Annotated in this window: 21 protein-coding genes; 8 read left to right on the forward strand and 13 right to left on the reverse strand. The window is 31.7% G+C overall.

The features are described 5' to 3' along the window. Positions 1-65: 65 nt before the first annotated feature. The 5 genes from hpf to PYW35_RS10570 form a co-directional block, all read right to left on the reverse strand. Positions 66-635 (reverse strand): ribosome hibernation-promoting factor, HPF/YfiA family, encoded by a 570-nt coding sequence (hpf, locus tag PYW35_RS10550; RefSeq protein WP_103323469.1) that lies wholly within the window; start codon positions 633-635, stop codon positions 66-68. A gap of 66 nt (positions 636-701) precedes the next feature. Continuing rightward, entirely contained in the window at positions 702-1,355 is a 654-nt protein-coding gene (locus tag PYW35_RS10555) for a ComF family protein (protein ID WP_169925707.1), read from the reverse strand. Between the two features lie 8 nt (positions 1,356-1,363). Beyond that, a complete protein-coding gene (locus PYW35_RS10560; protein WP_158256822.1) occupies positions 1,364-2,650 on the reverse strand; it encodes a DEAD/DEAH box helicase family protein in 1,287 nt (428 codons plus the stop codon). A gap of 55 nt (positions 2,651-2,705) precedes the next feature. Beyond that, entirely contained in the window at positions 2,706-3,572 is an 867-nt protein-coding gene (gene fakB1, locus PYW35_RS10565; protein WP_103323466.1) for a fatty acid kinase binding subunit FakB1, read from the reverse strand. A 73-nt stretch (positions 3,573-3,645) separates the two neighbouring features. Further along, on the reverse strand, positions 3,646-4,161 hold the full coding sequence (locus PYW35_RS10570) for a hypothetical protein (RefSeq protein WP_103323465.1): 516 nt from the start codon (positions 4,159-4,161) through the stop codon (positions 3,646-3,648). A gap of 80 nt (positions 4,162-4,241) precedes the next feature. Between PYW35_RS10570 and PYW35_RS10575 the strand changes: the two genes are divergently transcribed. Then, positions 4,242-4,892 carry a YigZ family protein gene (locus PYW35_RS10575; protein ID WP_103323464.1) on the forward strand — a complete coding sequence of 217 codons (651 nt, stop codon included), beginning with the start codon at positions 4,242-4,244 and terminating at the stop codon, positions 4,890-4,892. Between the two features lie 8 nt (positions 4,893-4,900). Here PYW35_RS10575 and PYW35_RS10580 read toward each other — a convergent pair whose 3' ends face one another. Further along, positions 4,901-5,956 carry a glycosyltransferase family 4 protein gene (locus tag PYW35_RS10580; RefSeq protein ID WP_016911791.1) on the reverse strand — a complete coding sequence of 352 codons (1,056 nt, stop codon included), beginning with the start codon at positions 5,954-5,956 and terminating at the stop codon, positions 4,901-4,903. Between the two features lie 258 nt (positions 5,957-6,214). On the opposite strand from PYW35_RS10580, the gene gdpS reads away from it, so the two are divergent. The 4 genes from gdpS to pepT all read left to right on the forward strand — a co-directional run bounded on the left by gdpS (position 6,215) and on the right by pepT (position 9,893). After that, positions 6,215-7,285 (forward strand): GGDEF domain-containing protein GdpS, encoded by a 1,071-nt coding sequence (gdpS, locus tag PYW35_RS10585; RefSeq protein WP_016911792.1) that lies wholly within the window; start codon positions 6,215-6,217, stop codon positions 7,283-7,285. A gap of 97 nt (positions 7,286-7,382) precedes the next feature. Beyond that, the gene (locus PYW35_RS10590) at positions 7,383-8,150 is read left to right on the forward strand and encodes a threonine/serine exporter family protein (RefSeq protein ID WP_016911793.1); all 768 of its coding nucleotides are present in this window, start codon (positions 7,383-7,385) and stop codon (positions 8,148-8,150) included. 13 nt (positions 8,151-8,163) lie between these two features. Beyond that, complete coding sequence (locus tag PYW35_RS10595) at positions 8,164-8,628, forward strand: threonine/serine exporter family protein (RefSeq protein ID WP_016911794.1); 465 nt, start codon at positions 8,164-8,166, stop codon at positions 8,626-8,628. Between the two features lie 38 nt (positions 8,629-8,666). Beyond that, on the forward strand, positions 8,667-9,893 hold the full coding sequence (pepT, locus tag PYW35_RS10600) for a peptidase T (RefSeq protein ID WP_016911795.1): 1,227 nt from the start codon (positions 8,667-8,669) through the stop codon (positions 9,891-9,893). Positions 9,894-9,988: 95 nt separating this feature from the next. On the opposite strand, the gene PYW35_RS10605 is transcribed toward pepT, so the two are convergent. Both PYW35_RS10605 and ytxJ read right to left on the reverse strand, forming a co-directional pair. Continuing rightward, entirely contained in the window at positions 9,989-11,110 is a 1,122-nt protein-coding gene (locus tag PYW35_RS10605; protein WP_103323463.1) for a glycerate kinase, read from the reverse strand. A 99-nt stretch (positions 11,111-11,209) separates the two neighbouring features. Next, on the reverse strand, positions 11,210-11,530 hold the full coding sequence (ytxJ, locus tag PYW35_RS10610; protein ID WP_016911797.1) for a bacillithiol system redox-active protein YtxJ: 321 nt from the start codon (positions 11,528-11,530) through the stop codon (positions 11,210-11,212). 154 nt (positions 11,531-11,684) lie between these two features. Here ytxJ and PYW35_RS10615 point away from each other — a divergent pair, with 154 nt between their 5' ends. Further along, positions 11,685-11,921, forward strand: a complete 237-nt coding sequence (locus PYW35_RS10615; protein WP_371868295.1) for a hypothetical protein — start codon at positions 11,685-11,687, stop codon at positions 11,919-11,921. A gap of 43 nt (positions 11,922-11,964) precedes the next feature. Here the strand turns inward: PYW35_RS10615 and PYW35_RS10620 are convergent, their stop codons facing one another. Further along, the gene (locus PYW35_RS10620; RefSeq protein WP_233709585.1) at positions 11,965-12,855 is read right to left on the reverse strand and encodes an EMYY motif lipoprotein; all 891 of its coding nucleotides are present in this window, start codon (positions 12,853-12,855) and stop codon (positions 11,965-11,967) included. 93 nt (positions 12,856-12,948) lie between these two features. Here PYW35_RS10620 and PYW35_RS10625 point away from each other — a divergent pair, with 93 nt between their 5' ends. After that, a complete protein-coding gene (locus PYW35_RS10625; protein WP_016911800.1) occupies positions 12,949-13,470 on the forward strand; it encodes a GrpB family protein in 522 nt (173 codons plus the stop codon). Positions 13,471-13,540: 70 nt separating this feature from the next. After that, positions 13,541-14,461 carry a UDP-N-acetylmuramate dehydrogenase gene (gene murB, locus PYW35_RS10630; RefSeq protein WP_016911801.1) on the forward strand — a complete coding sequence of 307 codons (921 nt, stop codon included), beginning with the start codon at positions 13,541-13,543 and terminating at the stop codon, positions 14,459-14,461. A gap of 42 nt (positions 14,462-14,503) precedes the next feature. Here murB and PYW35_RS10635 read toward each other — a convergent pair whose 3' ends face one another. The 4 genes from PYW35_RS10635 to PYW35_RS10650 form a co-directional block, all read right to left on the reverse strand. Continuing rightward, positions 14,504-15,544 (reverse strand): ferrated catecholamine ABC transporter substrate-binding lipoprotein SstD, encoded by a 1,041-nt coding sequence (locus tag PYW35_RS10635; protein WP_103323461.1) that lies wholly within the window; start codon positions 15,542-15,544, stop codon positions 14,504-14,506. 105 nt (positions 15,545-15,649) lie between these two features. Further along, positions 15,650-16,450, reverse strand: a complete 801-nt coding sequence (locus PYW35_RS10640) for an iron ABC transporter ATP-binding protein (protein WP_016911803.1) — start codon at positions 16,448-16,450, stop codon at positions 15,650-15,652. Beyond that, positions 16,447-17,412 (reverse strand): iron chelate uptake ABC transporter family permease subunit, encoded by a 966-nt coding sequence (locus PYW35_RS10645; RefSeq protein WP_204107849.1) that lies wholly within the window; start codon positions 17,410-17,412, stop codon positions 16,447-16,449. The genes PYW35_RS10640 and PYW35_RS10645 overlap by 4 nt, the downstream gene beginning before the upstream one ends. Continuing rightward, positions 17,402-18,373 carry an ABC transporter permease gene (locus tag PYW35_RS10650; RefSeq protein WP_016911805.1) on the reverse strand — a complete coding sequence of 324 codons (972 nt, stop codon included), beginning with the start codon at positions 18,371-18,373 and terminating at the stop codon, positions 17,402-17,404. Before PYW35_RS10650 ends, PYW35_RS10645 begins: the two co-directional genes overlap by 11 nt. Positions 18,374-18,466 lie beyond the last annotated feature (93 nt).

Here is an 18,466-nt window from a genome sequence, read left to right on the forward strand (position 1 = left end):
TGAAAAGCTATTAATAGCCAAAGAAACTGGTGCAGAAATTCTGCACCAGTCCACCTTGTTAACATTTATTGTATTGAAGTTTCAATTAATCCATATTTACCATCTTTACGTTTATAAACAATGCTTGTTTCATCTGTTTCTGCATCTGTAAAAATGTAAAAATCATGACCTAATAAATTCATTTGTAATACTGCTTCTTCAGAATCCATTGGTTTTAATGCAAATTGTTTAGAACGGATGATTTCAATTTCATTGTCACTGTCGTTATCTTCGCTTTCATCAGATGTTGAATCCCCACCTGCTGCAAAGATATCTTTTTCTCGCCCTTTATCGCGGTATTTTCTGTTAACTTTTGTTTTGTACTTACGTACTTGTCTCTCTAGTTTACTTGTTATTAAGTCGATTCCAGCATATAAATCTTCATGTCTTTCCTCAGCTCTTAAAGTAACATCTTTCAACGGAATAGTTACTTCAATTTTACTTCTAGAATCCTGATAAGTTTTAATTTTGACATGAGCTATCGCCTCTGGGATATTAGTAAAGTATCTTTCAAGTTTACTTACTTTATCCTCAATATAATTTCTTATCGGATCAGTCACTGTGATGTTTTCACCATGAATTTCAAATCTGATCATAAAGCACCGACTCCTTTAACGCTCTATTTCTCTTGTGTTTCTTCCTACTTATATTTTACCATTTTTTCACCCTCTTGCAAATGTTAAGGCGTCTATTTTTCTGATTTTTCTAACTATTAAAAGTTCAGCTAATCGATGTATTGTTAACCCTGTTGTATAAATATCATCAACGAGCAGAATTTTCTTGTTTTCTAATTCTAAGTCCCTTTTAATTTTGAATGGATTATGTTGTAAGGCGCGCGCTCTTTTAGACAAATCAGACTGTTTTAATCTTTCTTCAGTCTCAAAAATTTGCGTGTATTTTATATTTTGACTATCTAAAACGAATGTAACGTGATCAAACGTTCTTTTCGCTAATTTATTTGGATGTATTGGTGCAGGAATAACATAGTCATACTGTTTCATTATACTTCTAGGTAATTGAAATATTTGAGCAATTGCAACATCTCCTACGAGTTTATATTGCTGAATTAAATCTTTAGCTAGTCCTTGATAATCATAGATTGTATAAAGTTGATTAATCAATGTATAGTTCTTCGATAACCAAACACAATCTAGGCATTCTTGTTCTTCATCTGAAAGAATTTTTAAACAGCGTGGACACCTTCTCGCAGCATGATTAAATGTTAATTTTAATTCACAATCTTTACATACATCAGATATAGGCGAAAAAAAGTTTAATAAGTCTACCACTTCAATGATTGGATTTTGACATATCATACAGCGCTTCATGTTATCCATCCTTTCTGAAATGCAAGACGGTTCATTTTTACAATTTCATTTTTCGCATGCATCATATGTTTAGTTAAACCTTCGTGGTAGCACAGAACTTTTCCATTTGGATATGCTATCTTACGATCAACACGTCCTGCGATTTGAATAATTGCGCTACTATTGAATTTTTCTGTGTTCACGATGACGACATCTAATTTTTCAAGTGTAATACCTCTTTCAAGTATTGTTGTTGTAAACATAATGTCGATTTCATTATTTCTTAAACGCATTACTTTTTCATGGCGCTTAGAATCAATGCTTGAAACATATTCAATTTTTGAAAAATAATGTCTATAAATATTAAAGACTTTTTCCATGAAACGAATATCATGAAAAAACACAAAGGTTTTTCTTTCATTTTCAATTTGCTGCTTTAAGAATTTTAATAATTTTGGATTTAACTTTGTTTCTTTTATTGTATTGAACTGAAATTCTGGAATAGGTAGTGGATGTCCGTGGTATCTTGCTGGGAGTTTAATGATTTGAGAATGGTTAAATTGCGATAGTAGTCGTTTATTAGGAGTTGCCGTTAAATAAATATGACTGGCAGAAGTGGCGGAAGCTTTTTGAATTGTATGCATGAGTTGCTGATCCATCTCTAAAGGGAATGCATCCACCTCGTCTACAATGACAACATTAAAGTGACCATCATAGCGCATTAATTGATGAACAGTCGCTACAACAAATGTACTATTATATTGCGCAAACTGACCTTCATACATTAGATCAATCTGTTCGTCTTTAAAAGCGTTTGTTAATCTTAAATACACTTCTTTAACGACATCGACTCGAGGAGAAACAACAGCGATGTTGTCACCTTTTTGTCTAGCCGCAGATATGCCAGCAAATATCATTTCTGTTTTTCCTGCACCGGTTACGGCATGAAGCAATAAATGTTCATACTTTAATACAGCTCTCTGAATGTTCTCTGAAGCTATACGTTGTTGTTCACTCAGTTCAAAATCCAATCGGTATTTACCATCTGTTTGATGTCGTTTACTTTCAATGATATAAATGTCTTTGCAACTTTGAGCTTTACCAAAGTTAACACAATATCTACAATAAGTTGTTTCTTTATTACAATGATGGCAATAATATTGAAAAAACAATGTTTGATCGGTGTTACCACATTGATGGCATATATATTTACCTTGTACATTTGAAACACCAGGTTTTGAAGCTTTTAATTTTTCTGTTGTTATATTGTTTAAATCATGACATATACGTCCGTATAATTTCATCTTTACCTCCAATAAAAAAACACAAAAAGCTTTTGCTTTTTGCGCTGTAGTCATTTTATTTAGATAAATCTAATTCTGTCGTAGTAAATCCTAATCCTAATGCACCTTCACCTAAATGCGTACCAATTACTGGTCCAAAATAACTTAATATTACATGGGCTCCAGGAAACTTCTCTTCAATTTGAGTTTTCCACAAAAGTGCATTTTCTTTATCATTACCTTCAATAATGACGATAGATAAGTTTTTATAACCATCGACCTCTTTAGCTAATTGCTCTTCGATTCGTTTCATAGCTCTCTTTTTAGTTCTGACTTTATCATAAGGAACAATTTTAGTATCTACAAAGTGGAGCAAAGGTTTAACTTGTAACATAGTACCTACAAAAGCTTGAGCACTATTTAAGCGTCCACCTTTTTTCAAGTTATTTAAATCATCCACTATGAAATATGCGTTAGTCGTTTGTTTCATGCTTTCTAATTGTTCAAGAATATTATCCACAACTGTCATACCTTGTTGTACAAGTTGAGCAGCTTTTATAGCATAGAAACCTTGAACAGCACATGAAATTTCTGAATCGAATGGGTGGACTTGAATATCTTCGACCATAGCATTTGCTGTCACCGCACTTTGGAATGTACCACTTATACCACTAGATAAGTGAACAGCAATTACATCTGTATAACCTTCTTCTTTTAAACTTTCGAGTAACTGTACATACTCTCCCATTGCTGGTTGAGAAGTTGTCGGTAATTGTGTCTCATTTCTCATTCTTTTATAAAAATCATCTGTGTTGAGTTCTGATAATTCTTTATATGTTTTGTCTTTAAAAATAACATTTAAAGCGATTGTTTTAATTTGATATTTTTCTAAATAAGCTTGATCTAAATATGCTGTTGAATCTGTTAGAACAGCAATCTTCATAAAGTTATCCTCCTTGATTCTCTTCCATAACAATCATATCTAATTCTCACTTATTTGAAAAGAAGTTTATTCACTAAATAGCTGCTTGTGCCATTTTAGAAAATTTATAAGTGCCATCCTTTTTAACAAGTGTTACAACTTCATTAAAAGATTTCTTTTCATCTTCACTACCATTCTTTGGATGTGCTGTTGTTTCAACATTATAAAATACAACAATTTGATCTTTTTTCTTCTCTAAGAATTTAATATTGGATATCTTTTTATCAAACTTATAATTTTCAAGCGTATCTTTCAAAACTTTTTCTTCTTCTTTAACATCAAGTTGTTTAGAGTCTGTATCTATCGTTTTTATATATTCATCAACATTGCCATCATTTAAAGATTTTCTGTTCTTTTCTATAGTATCTTTAACTGCCTTCTCAGTTTTTTCATCAACTTGAATTGTATCTTTAGGATTTCCTTTGTCATCTAACAGTAAACCTTGGCTGTCATCTGCATCGTCAGTCGTTTGTTTCGGCTCCTCTTTCGACCCACAAGCCACTAACACTAGAGACAATACTAAACATAAAAGTAATAATTTATTTTTCAATTCATACAATCCTTTCCCGACTAATTTCAATAGTATATAATAATCGTAACAGATTATGATGTAAAGGGAGAAGTATAAACATGGCAGAAGGACTTATTACAATAAAATCAGCACATGAAACTGAAATTGTTATCAATAAATCAAGGTTTATTGCAAGTATACATCCAGCTGAAACAGAAGAAGAAGCTAAAGCATTTATACAACTTAAGAAAAAAGAACATCATGATGCCACACATAATTGTTCAAGCTATATTATAGGTCCAACCATGCTCATACAAAAAGCTAACGATGACGGTGAACCATCAGGAACTGCTGGCGTACCCATGTTAGAAGTATTAAAAAAACAACAACTCCATAATGTCGTCGTTGTTGTTACAAGATATTTTGGTGGTATTAAATTAGGAGCTGGCGGACTTATAAGAGCATATGGAAGTGCAGTCAGCCAAGTTATTAAAGAAATCGGACGTATCATATTATTAGATGCCATTCCGTTCGAAGTCACACTCGATTATGATCAAACTGGCCGCTTCGAACATGAATTACAACAAACAGATTATCAGCTTGTGGATACATCTTATACAGACAAAGTAACATATACAATTCACGTGATTGCATCTGAAGAAGATCATTTCATATCATTCTTGAATGAAATAAACCAAGGCAAATACGATTTAAACAAACAAGACATGATCGCTTTGCCATTTCCATATAACAAAGAAGAAGAACGCTAATCAAAAAATTAGCGTTCTTTCTTGTATCTTGTTCTTGTTAACAAGTTAAGGATAGGTCTATAGTTTGCATTGATAAGTCCTGTAAATTCTACGATTAGTTCTATTGTAATCAATATCATAACAAACATCATTAAGACGCCATATGGTGGTGATAAATAAAGTATTACACTTGATATACTAAATAGAATGGCTATCATATATATTAATATGACCGTTTGCCTATGTGTATAACCTAAATCGAGCAACTTGTGATGTAAATGCGATTTATCCGCTTGTACGATTGATTGACGATTATGTAACCTACGAATGACTGCAAATAACATATCTATAAATGGAACAGCAAGGATAACCATTGGGAAGAATAACGATATTAAGGTGATGTTTTTAAAACCTAATAACGATAACACACCAATGATATAACCTAGAAGTAATGCACCGCTGTCTCCTAAGAATATTTTTGCGGGATGTGAATTAAACACTAGGAATCCTAATAAAGAACCGATTAATACACTACAAATCATCATAATAAAAATGTTTTGTTGTAGAATTGCGATAAACCCTATCGTGATTAAAGCGATACAAGATATACCTGAAGCTAATCCGTCTAACCCATCTATTAAGTTTATTGCATTCATAACTGCAACTACCCAAAAAATTGTCATTGGAATACTAAATATCCCAAATTCTATTACAATGCCAAAAGGTAACGTAATAAAATCAAGTGTGACACCGTTTAAGACTACAATTAAAGAAACAGCTATTTGTCCTGCAAGTTTAATGAGTGGTTTCATATCATATAGATCATCAACTAAACCAATTAAATATATAACAATCGCACCTAATATAATAGGAATGATTTCATGTTCAACTGGTTTACCCCACCATAATCCGATAAGAAAAGATAATAAAATGACTGAGCCGCCTAATACTGATACGGGTTTAGTATGAACTTTCCTAACATTTGGCATATCTACAGCACCAATTTTTTTAGAAAGAACGATAACTAAAGGTGTTAGTATTAAACTTACAATCATGGATAGTAATATTAGTTGCAAAGTAAACATGGATTCACCTTCATTTTGTATTTGAAGCATTATTTTAATTTAAACATTACTTTTAGAATATCAAAATTTTTCTGTACATGCCATAAAAACAATAGTATACCACATATTTAAAGTCAAAGAATTCTACATCTAATCTGAACAAGAAATCGTTTATGTGAAAAAAGAAACTTTTTTAACAAAATAACCTGTTATACCGTGACAAACGTCACCTAATAGATTACAATATCATATGGCTTACTAAAAGAAGGATGGTGTTAAATGATACAAGCAATTATATTTAATATATCAGTAACTATTGCAGCATTTTATCTATACCATCGAATACAATATAACGAAACGAGAACTGTGACTTTTTCTCAAAATTATATCACCCTCTTAATGACAGGTGTTGCCATATTATTAATAACCAATCCCATACAATATCATGAACACGTTATTACATTAAGTTTTATACCGATACTTTTCTTAGGAAGATTTACTAATTTATTTTATTCCGTTGTGAGTGCAGGTATAGTATTACTTGTTGATATGTTCGTATTTGGAACACCCTTTTTAGATAATTTGCATTTGCTTATTATCGCAATTGTAGTTGGTTTCATAGGTCCATTTCTTAAACAAAGTGATTTCGTTAGTATTCAATTATTATATTTAATCAGCATCATTATTATTGCAATTACACTTATATTTTTAAATCCAGATTCATGGTTAAATGAGTGGTTGTTTCTTGTACCCGTTTCCTTTATCCTAAGTATTATAAGTGCAAGTGTTTATCGAGACATTTGGATCTTGAAAAATTTAATTTCAAGATATGAAAATGAAGAATCAGTTGATTACTTAACAGGTTTAGGAAATGTTAAAGAATTTGATCGTTATTTAAATAAGACAACTGAACAAATTACTGAAGAAAATCAATCTATGGCCTTATTATTAATTGATATTGACGGCTTTAAAGATGTGAACGATGCACATTCACATAAAGCTGGAGATGCTGTTCTCAAACAAATGTCACAATTATTGATTAATTATTTACCGAAAGATGTGAAAGCTTTTCGTAACGGTGGAGAAGAATTTTCAATTATTCTTGTCGGTGAAACGCTAGATAGCGCAATCAAACTAGCTGAAAGTATTCGTGACAGTGTGCAACGATCTACTTTCCATTTACCTAATAAAGAAACAATTAAATTATCTGTTTCTATTGGTGTAGGTTACTTGAGCGAAGAAGATAATAAATCTAAGCGTCGTGTGTTTAAAGATGCTGATGATATGTTACACGAAGCAAAATTACAAGGTCAAAACAAAGTAATGTTCAATCCAATTATTAAGTTATAAAATGAACATAGAATTGCCTATAGCAATTCTATGTTTTTTGTTGAATAGTTTTTATTTTGTCGATTTACATAAATTCAATGTGAAACTGGAGGTTAATATGGAAGAGATACAAGACTTCACTATTATAGATGAGAATAAAATAATTGATGTTGTCATGACAGCTGGCCGAATACTTTTAGAGAGTGGTGCTGAAACGTATAGAGTTGAAGATACGATGGCACGAATTGCGACGAGCTACGGCTTAGAAAATACCCATAGCTTTGTAACTTCCACTGCTATTATTTTCTCGTTAAATGACAGAACAAATACACGTCTTATAAGAATAGACGAACGCACAACAGACTTAGAAAAGATTTCATTAACAAATCAAATTTCTCGTAAAATCGCAAATAACGAATTATCGATAGACGAAGCTAAGTCTGAACTTATACATTTGCATCATGCAGCATTGCAATTTCCATTTTGGTTAAAAGTATTAGCTGCTGCTATTGCATCAGCCTGTTTTTTACCTATGTTTGGTGGTAAACAAGCAGAAGTAATACCATCATTTATAGCAGGTGGTACCGGATATTTAACAATGTCTATTGTACATAATACAATTAGAATCAAATTCTTTACCGAGTTTATTAGTTCATTAATTATCGCTACAATTGCAACCATTAGCGTTAATTTCTTTATTGGTGTTAATTTAAGCTTAATAACAATCGCTTCAGTAATGCCACTCGTACCAGGTGTACTCATTACAAATGCTATTAGAGACTTAATGGCTGGCCAATTACTTGCTGGTATTTCTAAAGGTGTTGAAGCGGCGCTAACAGCTTTCGCTATCGGTGCTGGTGTTGCCATTGTGTTATTACTAAGTTAAGGAGGTGCTTTAAATGTTAGATTATATATATCAAATTTTATTAAGTTTTACAGCAACGTTATTTTTCTCTGTCATTTTCAACGCACCTAAAAGACTTTTAGTAGCTTGCGGTATCGTTGGTGCAATGGGCTGGATGATTTACTCAATTTCATTAGACTTCGGTATAGATAAAGTTCAAGCTTCATTCTATGGTAGTTTCGCATTAGCTTTAATGAGCCATATTATGAGCCGTTATTATAAACGACCTATGATTATATTTATAGTTGCGGGCATCATTCCCCTAGTACCTGGTGGATTAGCTTATGACGCTACTAAAAATTTAGTCATAAACAATTATGATGTCGCAATCAATACTACATTACAAGCTACATTGATATCAGGTGCAATCGCATTTGGAATATTATGTTCAGAAATTATCTTCCAAATCTACATTCGTTCAAAGCGTTCTTTTGCTTCTCGTAAACAAAAGAGCGTATAATAAATAGCGTAAATAGATGTAAAAAGGGAGCGAGCAATTTGAAACAACGTCTAATTGAGCGATTAGAAAGATATGTAAAAATAGATACACAAGCTGATCCACATAGTCAAACTACACCATCTACAAAGAAACAGTGGGACTTAATCAACTTACTTCAAGACGAAATCAAAGATTTAAACCTTGAAGTAGAAGTAGATGACAAAGGCTATTTAATGGCAACTTTGCCGTCAAATACAGATAAAAAAGTACCTACTATAGGCTTATTAGCACATATCGATACATCTCCAGACTATAATGCATCAAACGTCAAACCTTTAATAGTCGAAAAATATGACGGTGAGGAAATTCGTTTAGGTGATTCAGAAAAAGTACTGAGTCCAAAAACATTTCCACAATTAAAAAAAGTAATCGGACATACTTTGATGACAACAGATGGCACTTCACTGCTCGGTGCAGATGATAAAGCTGGGGTTACCGAAATTATGGAAGCTATTATTTATTTAATGGAACATCCAGAAATTAAACACGGTGATATTAGATTTAGTTTTACACCAGATGAAGAAATTGGTAGAGGGCCACATCACTTTGATGTAGAACGTTTTAATGCAGATTTTGCTTACACATTAGATGGTAGCCTTGAAGGCGAATTACAATACGAAAGCTTTAATGCTGCATCTGCAGTAGTAGAAGTAAATGGCGTCAATGTACATCCTGGTTCTGCAAAAGACGTAATGGTAAACGCCAATACATTAGCAATGGCATTCAATGACCAATTACCTAGTGATGAAGCACCAGAACACACTGAAGGCTATGAAGGTTTTTACCATTTGTCAGATATGTCAGGCACAGTTGAAAAAGCAACACTTCAATATATAATACGAGATCATGATAAAGCTCAATTTGAGCGTAGAAAAAATCATTTACTAGATATAGCTAAGAATTTAAACCATAAATATAATAATGAACTCATTTCCGTTACAATCAATGATCAGTATTATAATATGGGTGAAAAAATCAAGCCGCTTCCTGAGCTTATTAACATACCAGAGAAAGTTATCCAATCATTAGGCATGTCCCCTATCATAGAACCAATACGAGGCGGGACAGACGGTTCACAACTTTCATATATGGGATTGCCAACACCAAACTTATTTACAGGTGGCGCAAACTTCCACGGACCATTTGAATATGCATCAATAGATGTCATGGAAAAAGCAGTCCACACGATTGTTGGTATAGTATCCGAATTTGAAAAACAATCATAAAAATAATCCGAGACATCAATGTCTTAGAAATTAAAAAAGAGCAGAAATTCATTTGTACAAATGAATTTCTGCTCTTTTTAATATCTGTTCGTTATTTATAATGAAGTCTTTACTAGTCTAAGTGATTGTGTTGTTAAGTGTCTTAACGCGATACCCATTTCTAAATCACTCATTGTATATTGGTCTTTGTTAAATACTTTAAACATTGCTGTCACATCTTGCTCTATATATTGATTGAACTTTTCATCTGTGGCACATATCGCAATATTTATTTTGTTGTATTTTTTACAGATTTCAGCTATTCTCACTGACGTTGTTTCCAACAGTTGTTGATTCGGTTTCAAGCCTTCACCAAATACAACTAAATCTGCTTGCTCTATTAATTGATCTAAATATGTCAGTTCATTTACAACATCCCCACCTGTTACAAGTTGAGCGTTCCATAAACTATTAAATAAAGCTGCTAAACCACTTCCTGATCCGCCACGTTCTTCTTTACCTAGTAATATTTTATGCTGACTTTTAAATAATTCACTTATATACCATAAAGCATTATCGATTGAAGTCGCATCTTCTGAAGTGATTTGATTCAATTCTAGTTCTTTCATAACACGGCTATTTTTACCGTAGTATTTAGACTCAAAGTCTGTAATCACTTTAATGTTTTTATTATTTAATCTTTTATCTAAATCATATAAATCAATTGTTCTAATATATTTAATCCATTTAGCACCTTTACTAATATCTACTAAGCTTCCTTCAGCATCGTAGAATTTAGCACCTAATGCTTGTAACATACCAAGTCCGCCATCGTAACTCGCCACATTACCTACAGATATCAACATTTCTTCACTATCTTCATTTAGTGCTTCTAAGATGACTTCCCCTAATCCATATGAAGATGTATTAAGCGGGTTCTTGACTTCTTCACTCGAAGTTAGGATATTCCCTGCCTCTACTACCGTTATATTTTTCTCTGTCACGACGTAAACAGATGATTTTGGTCTCATATCCGCATCATGATGATTCACTGAATATTTCGTGCCAGATTGCCATAATAATACTGAATCTATAACTTCTCTTTGTCCATTAAATAATGGAACTTGGACAATATCCGCTTCATTAAATTGAGACTTTATTGCTTCTTCGACAAATCGATTTGCATGGTAACTAGATAAAATACTATCAAACTCATCCATCGCAACTAATACTCTCATAATTTTCACCTCATGCTTTTTATCTTAATTCATTATACTGTTTTTTTGCGCAATTAACAAAAAACAAACAGTCTTTTGACTGTTTGCTTATTATTAGTATTACTCTTCTGCTTTCGATAAACTTGCTACTGTGATATTTTCATGACTCGCATCCCATTCAGCATTCCCGTTTACAAAATAAAATGCTTGCGGCGATTCATGTTTGACTCCAGTTTTGTCAGCTATATAATCAGACAATTCTCTTTCTTCTTGAACAATTACGTAATAACCGTCCATGTCTCTTTCATATAAGAATTTGTTAAATTGATCATATGCACTTGCTGAAATAGGACAAGTACTGCTGTGTTTCATAACAAATACGTTTGGATTATCATTGAGTACTTTTTCAAATTGATCGATGGAAGTTAATTTCACGACCATTTTAATTCACCTCTATCATAATTTAACCAATACAATTGAACACTATATCATTTATCCATTTATATGGCAAATTCTATTTTATTAATTATCTCTACCCGTAATCTACAATATTAACCACAACACAACTTTGGTATACTAGTTATATATTAAGGAGGTGCAAGATTTGTCCAAAAATACGACACCCATCCTTATTAAAAGATGGGGCATGATTGATACTATTAATGCATGTTTACTTATTATTTCTATCCTGTTTTTATTTGATTTTAAAAATCAACCTGCATTATCGTACATTCTTATCATCGCATTTACTATTTGGTTCATATCACTTGTTGGTAAAAACATCTATCTATCAAAGAACCGTAACGATAAAGAAACAATAAATAAAAAATAAATAAAAAACACACCGATTACACAAAACAATGTATTTGGTGTGTTTATTTGTTTAATCTTTCAATCGCTTTGTCGTATTTTTCATCTTTGCCTAGATAACTAAACTGAGAACTTACACCATTTGCTACTTGTACTTTTTGAAGTTTTTCTTCAATTATAATACCTTTTTTGCGTTCTTTATAGTAATTAATAAGCGTATAATACACTTCTATTTGAGCTTGTCTCATTTGGTTAACTCTTTTAGATGATATATTCGTTTGATTCAATGATTTCACATTTTTTGAAAATAGTGGAATAATCTCTTTTTCAATATAATCTGCTCTATCTTGAACATTTTGAGTTTCGTTTAAATATTTAGCTTTGGTACTTAACTCTTCACTATTTTTATCAATTACTGATACGAGCGCTTCATAATCTTCTTTGTCTTCAGGATTATTTTTAGCTAGCTTCGCATTTTTTTCAGCGTCAGATTTATTTTGCTCAAAAATATTTGTATATTCTAATATTTTTTCATTAGATTTAATAGATTGCTTAAATAATGAAATGTATTCATTTAACTCTGTTATTGTTTCTTCTTTCTTTTTCATGTTACTCATGTAAATATTATGAGCATCTTTAACTTCATTTGTGCTTACATTTATATTTTCAGCTTGTTTTCTAAGATCTTTAACTTCAGGTATAATCCGCTTTTCAAGCTTATCTTGAAGTTCATTCAACTCTTTACGTTTCTCAACTGTTACTTCTGTACCTATAAGTTGATCTAACTGGTTTAATCTTAATTCATCTATATCTTTAAGAATTGAATTTTCTTTTTTATAAATAGGTTTCATATCCCTTTTATACTTTTGAAGATCTGAATGTAATTCATTACTACAAGCTGCAATAATTAAGACAAGAACAAACATCATTAAATAAAGTAATTTAATTTTCATCATTGCACCTCTGCTTCCCTTGTATTATACATAATTTCATGGATAATGAAAATGTTATATTATATATTCATGTATGTGTTATAGAAAGGAGTACTTATGTTAAAACTTCCACAGCCCTTTATTCAATTACAATCATCAGATGATTTTAAACCAAAATTTAAAATGATTCAACAATTATTATTGGAACTGTTAGATTCGCCAGTGATAGCAGTCTATCACATAGGTGGCACTAAGCAAACACATTATTCTACTGAGCCAATTATTGATGTTCTTGTAACAGTAAAGTCGTTACATGACATTACGAGCTTAGACGAAAAAAGACTAAACTATCATCAAATATATCGATTGCATAATGGCTATCACAAAAAAATTATAATGGCTCAATTTCAAGACATGGTTGCGTTAAATCAAATTGCACGTTTACATATTGTTGAACAAAACAACCAAATGTTATATGATTATTTAACTGTAGAGGCACTTTTAACAAATGATACAAATATTATAAAGACTTTCGAATCATTTAAGATAGAGGCTTTACATAATTCTAGAAGTATTAAAGACTACGAAAACCAAAAACAAAAATGGTTTCAACAACTCATAAATAAACATAAAAAATAACCTATTAGCTTAAGATTATAAATCTTGATATAATAGTATTAAGCGCACAATAAAGAAAGGACGTCGTACGTTGGATAATCATACTATTTTGGAGGCGTTAACTACTTTCCTCCCTAAATCACTTATAAAGGTAGACGAGCCACTAAAAAGATATACATTCACTAAAACTGGTGGCAAAGCGGACTTTTATTTATCACCCACTTCACATATAGAAGTACAAAAGATTATAGAATTTGCATATAATAATCAAATTCCATTAACATTTTTAGGAAATGGTTCAAATATCATCATTCGAGATGGTGGTATAAGAGGCATTGTTATAAGCTTATTACAATTCAATCAAATAACCGTTAATAATCAATCCATTACTTGCGGAAGCGGCGCAGCTATTATTGATGTATCTAGACGTGCTAGAAATCATCATTTAACAGGTTTAGAATTTGCCTGTGGGATACCAGGTTCTGTTGGTGGAGCAGTATACATGAATGCTGGTGCATATGGCGGCGAAGTGAAAGATTGTATAGATTACATTAAGGCGGTAGATGATACAGGTCAATTACACGTCATTAAAGGTGAAGATTTAGAATTAGACTATCGTACAAGCATTGTTCAACGAAAACATTTAGTCGTATTAGAAGCAACATTCAAATTAAAAGACGGTGACATTAATTCAATTCAAGCAACTATGGATGACTTAACACAACGTCGTGAAGATAAACAACCATTAGAATATCCTTCATGTGGAAGTGTCTTCCAAAGACCACCTAATCATTTTGCTGGTAAACTTATTCAAGATGCAGGACTACAAGGTCATAGAATTGGTGGCGTAGAAGTATCTACTAAGCATGCCGGATTTATCGTGAATGTAGATAATGGTACAGCCACAGACTATGAAAACATCATTAAACATGTCCAAAGCGTAGTTAAAGAAAAATTTGACGTAGAATTAAAAAGAGAAGTAAGAATCATCGGAGAAAGATTAAAAGATTAAAAAAGACAAGCGATTAATTAATATCGCTTGTCTTTTTTACTTTTATTCTAAACCTTTAATGACTTCGTCTACTTGTTTTTCAGTTGTTCTTACGCCACCTGAAGCTAAGTACCATAATTCTGGATCAACATTAATGACTTTATCATTTTTAATAGCATCTACATCTTTAATGACATCATTTGATAATGCTTTGTTTGAACTTTCTTTACCACCAATAGCTTTACCTCTATCCATTGCATAAATGATACCTGGATTTTTCTCAGTAACATATTCATAACTGATTGGTTGTCCGTGGCCGCTTGCTTTAATATTTTTATCGACAGGTTTAATATCTAATACGTCATAAATTAAGCTACCAAATCGAGCACCTGGACCATATGTAGATAATTCACCTTCGTTAACTAATAAGAACATTGCTTTGTCGTCTACTTTTTTAGCTTTTGCTTTAGCTGTTTTCACTTTTTTATCTAAATCTGCATTTAATTCTTTTGCTTTATCTTCTTTATCAAAGATTTTACCTAAATTCGTCGTATTTTCTTCAACTGAATTTAATAAATCTTTATCATCTGCACCAACATATAATCTCGCTGCATCTGGAGCTGCTTTTTTCAATTCATCTTGTACTTCTGTACCAGCTGTACGGCCAGAGAACAAGATTAAGTCTGGTTGGATTTCAGCTATTTTATCATAGTTTACTTCTTTTACTGAACCAGTGTTAACAACGTCGTCACCTTTAAATGTATTTAAGAAGTCAGGTAATGATGCGCCACCTTCCCCTTTGGGAGCACCTTTAACTGTATCTTTTGCACCTAAAGCTTCAACTGTATCTAAAGCACCATAATCTAATACAACTACTTTTTTAGGATTAACTGGTACTTTAACTTTTTCTTCGATATTTTTAGAATCACTGCCATCTTTCTTCTCACCGCGAACTTGATATTTCGATTGAATTTCTATTGTTTTTGACTCACTTTTAGTATCATCTTTTGATGATTTTTCCTCTTTGCTGCTTGAGTTACTTCCACATGCCACAAGTACTACTGATAATACTGCAATTAATATAAAACTGAATACTTTTTTCATTGACTATGATTCTCCTTCTGATTGAATGATGTAAAATGTGTCCAAAAACCTATCTGCCCATCTAATATCAAGCATCACTCCCTTCAATGTATGAAACTTAATCCATTACATCGCTAACGTTTTTATTTCATCTGCTTCAATGTATTCATTATCAAAATAAACGCATATACGTTGACCATTAATTTCTTCTATTTTAATATCTAAATCATAAATATCACTCAATACTGGTTCATTGATAACCTCATTTTTAAGGCCTGCTATTTCTACTTTACCTTCTTTAATCGCAATAATTTTATCCGAGTAACAAGATGCAAAATTAATATCGTGTATCACAATCACAATCGTTTTGTTCATTTCTTTAACAAGTCTTCTTAAAATTTTCATAATTTGTACAGAATGTTTCATGTCTAAATTATTTAATGGTTCGTCTAATAATATATAATCTGTATCTTGAGCGATTGTCATCGCAATATATGCTCTTTGTTTTTGCCCACCAGATAACTCACCTAAATATTTATTTTGAATGTTCGTTAATCCTAAATATTCTAATGCTTTATCAATCATGATATGGTCTTCTTTTTTTAATTTACCTTTTGAATAAGGAAATCTACCAAAACTCACGAGTTGTCTTACAGAAATCTTAAGTTCTGTATGGTTCGTTTGTTTTAAAATAGAGAGCTTTTTAGCAAGTTCATTACTTTTCATTGAAGAGATATCTTGGTTATCTATTTTAATATTACCTTCATCTGTTTCAATCAATCGGCTAACCATAGCTAAAACCGTACTTTTCCCAGCACCATTCGGTCCAATAAAAGAAGTGATTTTACCTTTTTCAATTTCTATATCAACGTCATCAACGACTTTGCTCTGATGATAAGCTTTTGTTAAACCTTGAACTTTAATCATGCTACATTACGCTCCTTTAAAATTAAGAATATAAAGTAAATACCGCCTATAAAGTTAATCATGATACTAATTTCTGTGTTTCCTTCAAATATGTGTTCGACTACCCATTGACCTAAAAACAAACTGATCCAACTTATGAGTATAGAAGCTGGCAGTATATATTTGTGTTCAAATTCTTTCATAAATTCATGTGCTAAATTAACGACGAGTAGACCTAAAAATGTAATAGGACCTACAAGCGCAGTTGAAATTGTAACAAGCAATGCAACCATAACCATGAGCCATCTTGTCACATTCATATAATTAACGCCAAGATTGATGGCATGATCTCTTCCTAATGACAATACATCTAAATATGGCTTAATCTTAAATGCTATTACAATCATGATTAAAAGTGCTGTACCTGATATTACGAGCAACTTTTCATTAATAGCACTAAAACTTGCAAACATTGCACTTTGTATAGATAAAAATTCTTCAGGATCAATCATCATTTCAATAAAGCTAGATAAACTAGAGAAGAATGTACCAAACACAATACCTAATAATAATATGAAGAATACATTCTGATCTTTAGATCTAAATAATATTTGGAATAAAAACAAACTAAATAAAATCATTCCGACAAGCGTAATTATAAAATTCAATTGATAGTTTAATACAATTGTCGAAGTTGAACCAAATACAAATATTAAAGAAGTCTTAATAAACATATATACAGCATCTAAACCTATAATAGATGGTGTTAAAATCCTGTTATTCGTAATCGTTTGGAAAACTACTGTAGACACCGCAATACTTCCACCTACTAATAACATAGCAATTACTTTTCTTACACGCCCCGTTAATTGATACTCTAGAATATTTGGATTAATATTATAAAACAAATACAATGCTGCAATCAGTAGTGTTAAAACAGATAAAAGGATTAATTTATGTACAGGTGATAATCTATTGAGCATTTCTTGATCGTCCTTTCATCAGCATTACTATAAAAATAAAACTACCAATTACACCAATCGTTAATCCAATTGTAATTTCATAAGGGAAAATGATGAGTCTACCTAATACATCACAAATCATAACAAACAATGCGCCGAAAATAGCTGTATGTGGAAGTGCATTTTTTAAATGATCACCTCTAAACATTGATATTAAGTTTGGAATAATCAATCCTAAGAAAGGCATCATCCCAACTGTTACAACAACGAGCGCGGTAATAATTGATGCGATAATCAGCCCGATATTGACGACTTTTTGATAATTAAGTCCTAAGTTCACACTAAAATCTTTACCCATTCCAGCAATCGTAAATTGATTTGCAAATATAAATGCAAGAATCAATAACGGAATACTTATATATAAAATTTCATATCTACCGCTTGTAATAATCGAAAAATTACCTTGCATGAAATTCCCTATACTTTGCACAGCATTCGTTCTTAAAGCAACAAAAGATGAAAAACTAGAAACGATATTTCCGAGCATAATACCAACTAGTGGAATGAATATGACATCTTTGAATTGAATTCTTTGTAGAATTTGCATGAATAACATTGTTCCTAACAAACTCAACAATGTAGCAAATAGTAATTTAACTAATATATTTGCCTCTGGAAAAGCAATTAAAGAAATTAAAATACCTAATCTAGCCCAGTCCATTGTTCCAGCCGTTGTTGGCGAAACAAATTTATTACGCGTGAGCTGTTGCATAATAAGCCCACAAATTGCTAAAGAGCTACCCGAAATAATAATACTTACTGTTCTTGGAATCCTACTCGATACTAATATATTTTTTTGTTCATCAGATAGATTAAATATATGTAAAGGTTTTACCTCAGAGACACCTATAAAAATCGAGAAGAATGTTGCGATTACTAATAATATAGCTAAAACATCTAAACGCATTAAAAACTTTCCCATGTCACACCCTACTTCTCATTAGTTGATAACGATTATCATTATCTCTATTGTAATGAAGAATAAAATTAAATGCAATGCTATTTTAAAAAAGAG

It is taken from the genome of Mammaliicoccus vitulinus (assembly GCF_029024305.1).
Lineage (GTDB): Bacteria > Bacillota > Bacilli > Staphylococcales > Staphylococcaceae > Mammaliicoccus > Mammaliicoccus vitulinus.

What these genes read in the sequence shown, in the direction of transcription:
- PYW35_RS10625 (WP_016911800.1), top strand. Translation starts at nt 12,949, where the DNA reads ATGTTAAAACTTCCACAGCCCTTTATTCAATTACAATCATCAGATGAT.
- PYW35_RS10645 (WP_204107849.1), bottom strand. Translation starts at nt 17,412, where the DNA reads ATGCTCAATAGATTATCACCTGTACATAAATTAATCCTTTTATCTGTT.
- PYW35_RS10580 (WP_016911791.1), bottom strand. Translation starts at nt 5,956, where the DNA reads ATGTTTACTTTGCAACTAATATTACTATCCATGATTGTAAGTTTAATA.
- PYW35_RS10555 (WP_169925707.1), bottom strand. Translation starts at nt 1,355, where the DNA reads ATGATATGTCAAAATCCAATCATTGAAGTGGTAGACTTATTAAACTTT.
- PYW35_RS10590 (WP_016911793.1), top strand. Translation starts at nt 7,383, where the DNA reads ATGGAAGAGATACAAGACTTCACTATTATAGATGAGAATAAAATAATT.
- gdpS (WP_016911792.1), top strand. Translation starts at nt 6,215, where the DNA reads ATGATACAAGCAATTATATTTAATATATCAGTAACTATTGCAGCATTT.
- PYW35_RS10605 (WP_103323463.1), bottom strand. Translation starts at nt 11,110, where the DNA reads ATGAGAGTATTAGTTGCGATGGATGAGTTTGATAGTATTTTATCTAGT.
- PYW35_RS10640 (WP_016911803.1), bottom strand. Translation starts at nt 16,450, where the DNA reads ATGATTAAAGTTCAAGGTTTAACAAAAGCTTATCATCAGAGCAAAGTC.
- PYW35_RS10635 (WP_103323461.1), bottom strand. Translation starts at nt 15,544, where the DNA reads ATGAAAAAAGTATTCAGTTTTATATTAATTGCAGTATTATCAGTAGTA.
- PYW35_RS10595 (WP_016911794.1), top strand. Translation starts at nt 8,164, where the DNA reads ATGTTAGATTATATATATCAAATTTTATTAAGTTTTACAGCAACGTTA.
- PYW35_RS10650 (WP_016911805.1), bottom strand. Translation starts at nt 18,373, where the DNA reads ATGGGAAAGTTTTTAATGCGTTTAGATGTTTTAGCTATATTATTAGTA.
- PYW35_RS10560 (WP_158256822.1), bottom strand. Translation starts at nt 2,650, where the DNA reads ATGAAATTATACGGACGTATATGTCATGATTTAAACAATATAACAACA.
- fakB1 (WP_103323466.1), bottom strand. Translation starts at nt 3,572, where the DNA reads ATGAAGATTGCTGTTCTAACAGATTCAACAGCATATTTAGATCAAGCT.
- PYW35_RS10575 (WP_103323464.1), top strand. Translation starts at nt 4,242, where the DNA reads ATGGCAGAAGGACTTATTACAATAAAATCAGCACATGAAACTGAAATT.
- hpf (WP_103323469.1), bottom strand. Translation starts at nt 635, where the DNA reads ATGATCAGATTTGAAATTCATGGTGAAAACATCACAGTGACTGATCCG.
- ytxJ (WP_016911797.1), bottom strand. Translation starts at nt 11,530, where the DNA reads ATGGTCGTGAAATTAACTTCCATCGATCAATTTGAAAAAGTACTCAAT.
- PYW35_RS10620 (WP_233709585.1), bottom strand. Translation starts at nt 12,855, where the DNA reads ATGATGAAAATTAAATTACTTTATTTAATGATGTTTGTTCTTGTCTTA.